This is a genomic window from Cobetia sp., from assembly GCF_983723665.1.
In genome coordinates, this window is the sequence record NZ_CFDJES010000202.1 from 1 (window position 1) to 1,776 (window position 1,776).

2 protein-coding genes are annotated in these 1,776 nt (G+C 61.6%); both read left to right on the forward strand.

The features are described 5' to 3' along the window. The first annotated feature begins 35 nt into the window (after nt 1-35). Nucleotides 36-938 (forward strand): LysR family transcriptional regulator, encoded by a 903-nt coding sequence (locus AC4FAH_RS13750; RefSeq protein ID WP_064503238.1) that lies wholly within the window; start codon nt 36-38, stop codon nt 936-938. Between the two features lie 176 nt (nt 939-1,114). Continuing rightward, nucleotides 1,115-1,776: putative hydro-lyase (locus AC4FAH_RS13755; protein WP_490246228.1), on the forward strand; the 662-nt coding region annotated here is incomplete at its 3' end.

Below are 1,776 nucleotides of genomic sequence, written 5' to 3' on the forward strand. Positions count from 1 at the left end.
CAAGCTTGCGGCATCAATCACGACAGGATCTGGCCATGTTCGATTTCAAGGAAGTGGAAGCCTTCGTGTGGATCACGCGCCTGGGGTCGTTCCGACTGGCCGCCCAGCACCTGCATCTGACCCAGCCCTCGATTTCCGAACGCATCAACAAGCTGGAAACCACGCTGGAGACCCGCCTGCTGGAGCGCACTCGCCGACCGGTACAGCCGACGCTCAAGGGGCGCGAATTCTATCGCCACGCCGAGGCGTTGCTGGAAGCGCGCCAGAAAGCGCTATCCATGATGGAGTTGAATACGCCCTTCCAGGGCGTGCTGCGACTGGGCGTCGTCGAGACCGTCGCGCATAGCTGGCTGCCCGGCTTTCTGGCCGAACTGGCGCGCCGCTATCCGGACCTCACGCTGGAACTCGAGGTCGACAGCTCCCCGGGACTTGCCGCCATGCTTACCGCCGGCGATATCGACCTCGCCTTTCTGATGGGGCCGGTGACGGCAGAGAGCGTGCTCAATCGTTTTCTCTGCAACTACACGATGGGCTTCGTGATCAGTCCCGCGCTGGGCTTCACCGAAGACAATTTCTCGTTGCGGCGCCTGAATTCTCTGCCGCTGATCTCGTTTGCCCGCAACAGCCGACCCCACCATGAGCTCGGCTCCATGCTGCATCAGATGGGGCTGGATGACGTGAAGCTTCATTGTTCAAGCTCGCTGTGGACCATCGTGCGCATGACGCTGGATGGCCTGGGCGTCGGCGCCATCCCGCCACGCATCGTCGCCGAGGAAATCCGCCAGGGCACCCTGCTCAGCCTGCCCTGCGACCTGCCCGAACTGACCTTCACCGCCTCCTGGCCGACCCATATGGAAAGCGCCCTCGCCGAAGGCGTGTGTGAACTCGCCATCGAGATCGCCCGCCAGGATCAGGAGGCGCATTCACGAATCGCCTGATCTTATCGGGCTTTCATACCCTGCATAGCGTCCCTTTCGGCCATGATGTTTCTACTGACCCGCGCCACATGAAAGGAATTTCCGATGGCTTAACTCGATAAAAATCGATTGGATTTATCTGAGTGCGCTTCTTATGGTGAAGACAGACAACAACAACTTCACAAGAAGCTCCAACGATGCCCCAGACACTTCTCAGTGCCGCGTCGTCCCCCCGCGAGGCGCGCGAGCAGATCCGCAGCGGTCATTGGGCCAGCCACACCAGCGGTATCGCTGCCGGCTACGCCCAGACCAACCTGATCATCCTGCCAGCCGAGGCTGCCGGCGAATTCCTGCAATTCTGCCAGGCCAACCCCAAGGCCTGCCCGTTGCTGGATGTCACGGCCGTCGGTTCTCCCGCCCCGACAGGGCTCGGTGAGAACATCGACCTGCGCCACGACCTGCCGGCCTACCACATCTATCGTCACGGCAAGCTTGAGGAAACGCGCGAGGATATCGCCGCCCTGTGGCAGGACGATTTCGTGGCGTTTTCCATCGGCTGCTCGTTCTCGTTCGAAGAGGCACTGCTCAACGAGGGTGTCGAGGTTCGCCATGCGCGCCTGAAGCGCAACGTGCCGATGTATCGCACCAATATCCCGCTGATCAGTGCCGGTCGTTTCCACGGCAACCTGGTGGTATCCCTGCGCCCGATGTCGGCGGCGCACGCCATTCGCGCGATCCAGATCACCACCGACATGCCTCGTGTGCACGGTGCGCCCGTCCATCTGGGCGACCCCGCCTTGATCGGTATTTCCGATATCGAAAGCCCCGACTTCGGCGATGCGCCTACGCTTGAGACAGG